7 protein-coding genes and 2 tRNA genes are annotated in these 7,024 nt (G+C 69.5%); 8 read left to right on the top strand and 1 reads right to left on the bottom strand.

What is annotated here, in order from left to right:
* Positions 1-70 precede the first annotated feature (70 nt).
* The 8 genes from Q0R63_RS22520 (at position 71) to Q0R63_RS22555 (ending at position 5,998) form a co-directional block, all read left to right on the top strand.
* Positions 71-847, top strand: coding sequence for a fumarylacetoacetate hydrolase family protein (locus Q0R63_RS22520; RefSeq protein ID WP_295702344.1), 777 nt, complete (start codon positions 71-73; stop codon positions 845-847).
* Positions 848-910: 63 nt separating this feature from the next.
* Entirely contained in the window at positions 911-2,248 is a 1,338-nt protein-coding gene (locus Q0R63_RS22525; protein WP_295702345.1) for a C1 family peptidase, read from the top strand.
* Between the two features lie 4 nt (positions 2,249-2,252).
* A complete protein-coding gene (locus tag Q0R63_RS22530; RefSeq protein WP_295702346.1) occupies positions 2,253-3,305 on the top strand; it encodes a DUF4037 domain-containing protein in 1,053 nt (350 codons plus the stop codon).
* Positions 3,306-3,318: 13 nt separating this feature from the next.
* Positions 3,319-4,938, top strand: coding sequence for a glutamate--tRNA ligase (gltX, locus tag Q0R63_RS22535; protein WP_295702347.1), 1,620 nt, complete (start codon positions 3,319-3,321; stop codon positions 4,936-4,938).
* A 68-nt stretch (positions 4,939-5,006) separates the two neighbouring features.
* Positions 5,007-5,213: a hypothetical protein gene (locus Q0R63_RS22540; protein WP_295702348.1), complete on the top strand. Its 207-nt coding sequence runs from the start codon at positions 5,007-5,009 to the stop codon at positions 5,211-5,213.
* Positions 5,195-5,653 carry a GNAT family protein gene (locus Q0R63_RS22545; protein WP_295702349.1) on the top strand — a complete coding sequence of 153 codons (459 nt, stop codon included), beginning with the start codon at positions 5,195-5,197 and terminating at the stop codon, positions 5,651-5,653. Before Q0R63_RS22540 ends, Q0R63_RS22545 begins: the two co-directional genes overlap by 19 nt.
* Positions 5,654-5,742: 89 nt before the next feature.
* Positions 5,743-5,814 (top strand) — tRNA-Gln (locus tag Q0R63_RS22550).
* Positions 5,815-5,922: 108 nt separating this feature from the next.
* Positions 5,923-5,998 (top strand) — tRNA-Glu (locus Q0R63_RS22555).
* A 16-nt stretch (positions 5,999-6,014) separates the two neighbouring features.
* On the opposite strand, the gene Q0R63_RS22560 is transcribed toward Q0R63_RS22555, so the two are convergent.
* A complete protein-coding gene (locus Q0R63_RS22560; protein ID WP_295702350.1) occupies positions 6,015-6,665 on the bottom strand; it encodes a haloacid dehalogenase-like hydrolase in 651 nt (216 codons plus the stop codon).
* Between the last annotated feature and the right edge of the window lie 359 nt (positions 6,666-7,024).

Consider the following 7,024-nt stretch of genomic DNA (forward strand, 5'->3'; position numbering starts at 1 on the left):
TGGTTATATCGGGCGTCAACCCCGTTGACGCAGCGTCAACCCCCCCGGGGGTGGGTCCTAAGGTGGGCGCGTGCGCATCGCGAGGTACACGACAGGTGACGACCCGGCATACGGCATCGTCGAGGGAGAGCCGGGCCACGAGGTGATCCTGGGGTTGCAGGGCGACCCGCTCTACGTCGGGATCGTCCCCGGGAGCACCACCGTCGCGCTCGAGGAGGTGCGCCTGCTCGCACCGGTCATCCCGCGCAGCAAGGTCATCGGCATCGGGCGCAACTACGCCGACCACGCCAAGGAGATGGGCAACGAGGTGCCGGAGGAGCCGCTGATGTTCCTCGTCCCCAACACCGCCGTCATCGGCCCCGGCGACCCGGTCGTGATGCTGCCGCAGAGCCACGAGATCCACTACGAGGGCGAGCTCGCGGTCGTCATCGGCAAGATCTGCAAGGACGTGCGGATCGAGGACGCGGGGGAGTGCGTCTGGGGCTACACGGTCACCAACGACGTCACGGCGCGCGACCTGCAGACCCGCGACAAGCAGTGGTCACGCGCCAAGGGGTTCGACACCTCGAAGCCGCTCGGGCCCTGGATCGAGACCGAGCTCGACCCCGCCGACCTGCGCCTCACGACCCGGCTCGACGGCGAGGTCGTCCAGGACGGGACGACCGCCGACCTCATCTTCGGGGTCGGCGCCCTGGTCGCGTATGCCTCGGCGGCCTTCACCCTCCTGCCGGGTGACGTCATCCTCACCGGCACCCCGGCCGGGGTCGGACCGGTCCGGGCGGGACAGCGCGTCTCGGTCGAGATCGAGGGCATCGGCACCCTCGAAAACCCCTTCGTCCGCCGCTGAGATCTGACCCGGAAGGTGGCCCTCGGCGGGCGCGTCCGCAGCCGCCCGGTTACCGTTGTCCGCATGACATCTGGTGAGTTGACTGCGCAAGACATCGAGCACCTCGCGAAGGAGTTCGGAGCAGACCCCCAGCATCGGCTGCTGCAGAACGTCCTGACCCGCAACCAGGTCGACGCCATCGCCATGGACCGCTCGCTCGCGGTCGCGGCCCAGCGGTCGATGTCGCACCAGCTGGACGACTGGAAGGCGACCAACCAGAAGCAGAGCGGCCGGTGCTGGCTCTTCGCCGGCCTCAACCTGCTGCGGGTCGGCGCCGCCTCGACGATGGACGTCAAGGACTTCGAGTTCTCGCAGAACCACCTGCTGTTCTGGGACAAGCTCGAGAAGGCGAACTTCTGGCTCGAGGGCATCCTCGCGACCGCCGACCGCGACGTCGACGACCGCACCGTGGCCCACCTGTTCAAGGACCCGACCGGTGACGGCGGTCAGTGGAACATGTTCACGGCGCTCGTGCGCAAGTACGGCCTCGTGCCACAGGCCGCGATGCCCGAGACGACCGCGTCCTCCTCGACCCACCAGTTCAACCGCGACCTGTCCGCCGTCCTGCGCCAGTCGGCGCGCGACCTGCGCGCGCGGGCGACCGCGGGTGAGGAGGCCGGGCAGCTGCGCCAGGCCAAGCTCGAGACCCTGCAGACCATCTACCGGGTCCTCGCGCTGCACCTCGGCACCCCGCCGGAGACCGTGCACTGGCAGTGGGCCGACAAGGACAAGGGCTTCCACCGCGACGAGGAGATGACCCCCCAGCAGTTCGCCGCGCGTTACGTCGCGCTTCCGCTCGAGGACTACGTCTGCCTCGTCGACGACCCGCGGCCGGGCAGCCCCAAGGGCCGCACCTTCACGGTCGAGCACCTCGGCAACGTCGCCGACGGCACCCAGGTGACCTACCTCAACGTCGACATCGACCTCATCAAGACGCTCGCCCGCGAGAGCATCGTCGGCGGCGAACCGGTGTGGTTCGGCTGCGACGTGGGCCAGATGATGGGCAAGGACGACGGCATCTGGGACGCCCACCTCTACGACTACGACGCGGTCTACGGCACCACCACGGACTTCGGCAAGTCGGACCGCCTGCTCCACCAGGCCTCGGCGATGACCCACGCGATGCTGCTGACCGGGGTCGACGTGGTCGACGGCACCTCGCGCCGGTGGCGGGTCGAGAACAGCTGGGGCGACGAGAAGGCCGACAAGGGCTTCTGGACGATGAACGACAGCTGGTTCGCCGAGCACGTCTTCGAGATCGCGGTCCGGCGCGACGCGCTACCCGCCGAGCTGCAGGCCGCGTTCGACGCCGAGCCGATCGTGCTCCCCGCCTGGGACCCGATGGGGGCGCTCGCCGGCTGAGACGGTGGAGCCCACCGGGGTCGAGCTCGCCCGCCGGTATGCCGCCGAGATCGTCGGGCCATTACTCTCGCACCGCTTTCCGAGCCTCCCGTATGCCGCGGGGAGACTCGGCACCGGATCCGAGGTCCTCGGGCTGGACGACGCGATCTCCCGCGACCACGACTGGGGGCTGCGCCTCACCCTGCTGCTCCCCGAGGCGGCGGTCGAGAGGTGCGCAGAGGTGTCGGCGGTGCTCGAGGCCGAGCTGCCCCAGGCATACGGCCTGCCGGTGCGGTTCGCGCTGACCGGGGATGCTCGCGTGGCCCATCGCGTCGAGGTGGCGACGCTGCCGGACTTCGTCCGCTCCCGCATCGGCCTCGACCCTCTCGACGGCCTGACCACGGCGGACTGGCTGTCGATGACAGGACAAGTGGTGCTCGAGGTCACGGCCGGGGCCGTCTTCGCCGACCACGACGGAGCGCTGACCCGCACCCGCGAGGCACTGCGGTGGTATCCCGGCGACCTGTGGGCCGTCCTCGTCGCCGTGGACTGGCATCGGCTCGCGCAGGAGCTGCCGCTCGCGGGCCGGGCGGGGGAGCGCGGGGACGATCTCGGCTCCCGGGTCGTCTCGGCGCGGCTCGTGGGTGTGGCGATGCACCTCGGCTTCCTGCTCGAGCGGCGGTGGCCGCCCTATCCCAAGTGGCTGGGGTCGCTCTTCTCGTCCCTGCCGCGTGCGGGCGTCGTGACCCCCGACCTCACGGCCGCGGTCGGTGCGTCCACGTGGCAGGAGCGTCAGGAGCGACTGGGGGCGGCGCTCGAGATGCTCCAGGTCCTACAGCGCGACGTCGGGCTGCCCACCGTCACCGGCGCGGCCCTCCAGCCGTTCTTCGCGCGCCCGTTCGTCGTCGTCCGCGACGAGGTGGAGCAGGTCCTGCTCGGAAGCGTCACCGACCCCGACGTGTTGCGCGCCCATCCCGCAGGAAGCGTCGAGCAGTGGGTCGACGCCGTCCGCGTCCTCGGGCCGTCGGCGACGCGGGCTCGGGTCAGCGCCGCCGTCCGCTTCGACGCCACGCACTAGGCTCGACGGCACCATGAGTGAAGACACCACCCCGCACGACGCCCGGCACGCCACGGACGGGATGCCGGACACCGGACCCGACGACGCGGCATACGACCCACGGCACGACGAGCCGGCCCTGGCGACAGAGGGGCCTGTGCGGCTGCGCGTCGCGCCGTCGCCGACCGGCGACCCGCACGTCGGGACCGCCTACATGGCGATGTTCGACCTCGCGTTCGTGCGCCAGCAGGGCGGCCAGTTCGTCCTGCGCGTCGAGGACACCGACCGGGCGAGGTTCCAGGCGGACAGCGAGCAGCAGCTCTACGACACCCTCCACTGGCTCGGCCTGCAGTGGGACGAGGGCCCCGACGTCGGCGGTCCGCACGCGCCCTACCGGCAGTCGGAGCGGCTCGACACCTACCGCCCGTATGCCGATCGGCTCCTCGCCGACGGCAAGGCCTACCTCTGCTGGTGCTCCGGGGAGCGCCTGGCGCAGATGCGCGAGCTGCAGCAGAAGGCCAAGGAACCGACCGGCTACGACCGGCTGTGTCTCGGTAAGACGCGCGAGGAGCGGGCGCTGCTACCGGGATTCAGCGAGCCACCCGTCGTGCGGATGCACGTTCCCGACGACGTCGAGCTGGTCTTCGACGACCTGATCATGGGCCGCACCAAGGCCCCGCGCCCCGACGACCAGGTGATCGTCAAGGCCGACGGCTTCCCGACTTATCACCTCGCGGTCGTCGTGGACGACCACGAGATGGGCATCACCCACGTCGTGCGCGGGCAGGAGTGGATCTCCAGCACCCCCAAGCACATCCTGCTCTACCGGTGGCTGGGGCTGGAGCCGCCGAAGTTCGCCCACATGCCGTTGTTGCTCGACGAGAAGAAGGCCAAGATCTCGAAGCGCAAGAACCCGTGGGCGCGGCTGACGTGGTTCAAGGAGCAGGGCTACCTCCCCGAGGCGCTACTGAACTTCCTTGCCCTGCAGGGGTATCCGCCGATCCTGGAAACCGACGGGGCCGAGCGGGAGGTCTTCACGTTCGAGGAGTTTTCGCAGCGGTTCCGCTGGAAGGACGTCAACAGGGCCGGGTCGATCTTCAACCTCGACAAGCTCGGCTGGCTCAACGGCGTGCATCTGCGCGAGCTCGACGTCACGGACTTCACAACCCGGCTGTTGCCCTTCCTCGAAGCCGATGGTGTCCTCCCGGGGGCTCCGTCCCTCGGCGAGCTCGGCCGGCTCGGGCAGGTGGCTGCCCTGATCCAGACCCGCATCGTGCTGCTGTCCGAGGCGACGCCCCTGGTCCGCCCGTTCTTCGCCGCCGACGACCAGATCGAGATCGCGGATGACGCCCGGGCCCAGCTCAAGGACGACTCGGCCCAGGTCGTCGACGCCGCGATCAGCGCGCTCGGTGACCTCGACGACCACCACGTGGGGTTGCTCGGATCCGAGCCGGCCTTCTCCGCAGAGGCAATTGAGGCAACCCTGCGCACGGCGATCGTCGAGGGGCTCGGCGTCAAGCCGAAGTTCGCCTTCGGTCCGTTGCGGACCGCCATCTCCGGACAACGAGTCTCGCCGCCGCTCTTCGAGTCGATGGAGATCCTCGGGAAGACCTCGACCCTCGCCCGGCTGCACGCGTTGCGCGCGACGCTGTGACCAGCTGGCCGAGCGCGGCGGATGGGTCGGCGGCAGGGTCGCCGGTGGATCCCCCTGAGGTCTGGCCAGTGCTCGGCATCAGGCTCACTACTGCGGACCTGCTGCTCCGCCCGGCCGTCGGCGACGACGTCCTCGCGCTCGGCGCAGTCGTCCCCGACGACCTCGAGCTCGACCCGGCTTCCGCCCGCTTCGACGTCACCGAAGGAGTCAACCGCCGCGCGGCGATCGCCCAGGGGATCTGGCGCAACTGGGGCACGTGGACCGCCGAGTCCTGAACCTCCCCTTCACCGTCATCCACGACGGCGTGGTGGTGGGGTCACAGAACCTCGAGGGTGACCGCTTCGGCGTCGTCCGCACCGTCGACACGTCATCGTGGCTCGTGTCCTCGGTGCGTGGGCGGGGCTTCGGCCGGCAGATGCGGACGGCCGTCCTCACCCTCGCCTTCGACCACCTCGGCGCCGAGGCGGCCATCACGGCGGCCTGGCGTGACAACCACTCGTCCCTCGGCGTGTCCCGGCGCCTCGGTTACACCGCCAACGGTCTCGAGCTGCACCCGCGGCTCGAGCGCGGGGACAGGGCCCGGGACGAGATGCTGCACCTGCGGATCACTCGCCAGGAGTGGCTCAACCGGGATCATCTGCCCGTGACTGTGGTCGGCGTCGCCGGCTGCCTGCCGTTCTTCGGCGTCCACGACCCGACGCCACCGAGCAACTGATTTGGGCGGCGGGGGAGCGGCCCGGTAGTATCTGTCCTCGGTTCGCCTTATGTAGGTCACCTCGTGGCCCGCGCCCGGCGATACCCCCTTGGGGTATGGTGTAATTGGCAACACGACTGATTCTGGTTCAGTTGTTCTAGGTTCGAGTCCTGGTACCCCAGCGTTGCGTTTCGGCCCTCGAGGTCGGCCGGACGATTCGGAGAATCACTCGCCAGCGGGTAGGGTTGATTCGTTGTTGGGACCCGGAAACGGGTCGCAATGAACGCTAGGGCCCCGTTGTGTAGCGGCCTAGCACGCCGCCCTCTCAAGGCGGTAGCGCGGGTTCGAATCCCGTCGGGGCTACCAGGCCGGTTCCTTTGTCTCACAGGGGGATCGGCCTTTTCTTATCCCCGCAGGTATCGTGACGATGTCGGCCCGGGTACACATCGGGTACACAACGGCGCGAGCCGCGGCGTCCACGCATCGGCCAGGTCATGCACCTGCCGGTGGGCCAGCTGATGACGGCCTCGGTCCCGATGACGTGCTCGGGACGGATGCCGTAGGCGCTGGAGGCCATCACCCGCAGGAAGTCACGCGAGCCGTCGCTGACCAGGTAAACGGTGAAGTCGAGGCGGTGCAGCAGCTGCACCAACTCCCGCATCGGCCGGTAGATGATCTGTGGGTAGGACAGGTGGAACCGCGGATGGCAAGCCCTCGCCAGGAAATCCTCGGCCTTCGCGGCGGCCTGCGAGGGTGTCAGCCCTGCCAGGGCTGCGGCCAGGAGCCGCTCGGTGTCGTGGCCGTCCGCGGGGTGAGCGTCGGAGACCAGATGCGTCAGGTACGCATGCACCGATGGTGCCGGCTTCTCGCACGCCAAGGTGCCGTCATTGTCGAACGCGGCGACCCGGTCCAGGGGCGGCAAGTCCACACTCGCCAACAGCATCCGACACAGCCAGTCCCGGGTCGGTCCGGGACGCCAGGACGGCAGCCCAGCCGCCAGCTCACCGACTTCCCACCGCTCGCGTGCGCCCATGAGCGCCAGCGTAGGCCCGGCAACACGGCCGCGGGAGAGCCACGTTAAGGCCCGCGCCTGTCATGACAGCACCCCTCCTCCGCAGGCGGGGGTGTTGCTCTAGTGCCGCCACCGCCTAAAGGGGGACGATTGACGGCGGCGGCGATGTTCACTGTAGGGCTCAAATCGCATTGCTGTGGTCGGTTCCCCACTCCTCGGACCCCATGCTGCTCCGGTCCGTCGTGCCCGGTTGCTGCCGGAGCCGGACACCACAGCAGGGAAGAGGGCCACACAGCAGCCCACCCGTTTACCAGAAACGGGGGTGCTGTTGACGTGCCGCCGCCACACCGAGACCAGGGGGGAATCAATGGGGCGGCTGC

The sequence above is a fragment of the Lapillicoccus sp. genome, from assembly GCF_025353065.1.
Lineage (GTDB): Bacteria > Actinomycetota > Actinomycetes > Actinomycetales > Dermatophilaceae > Lapillicoccus.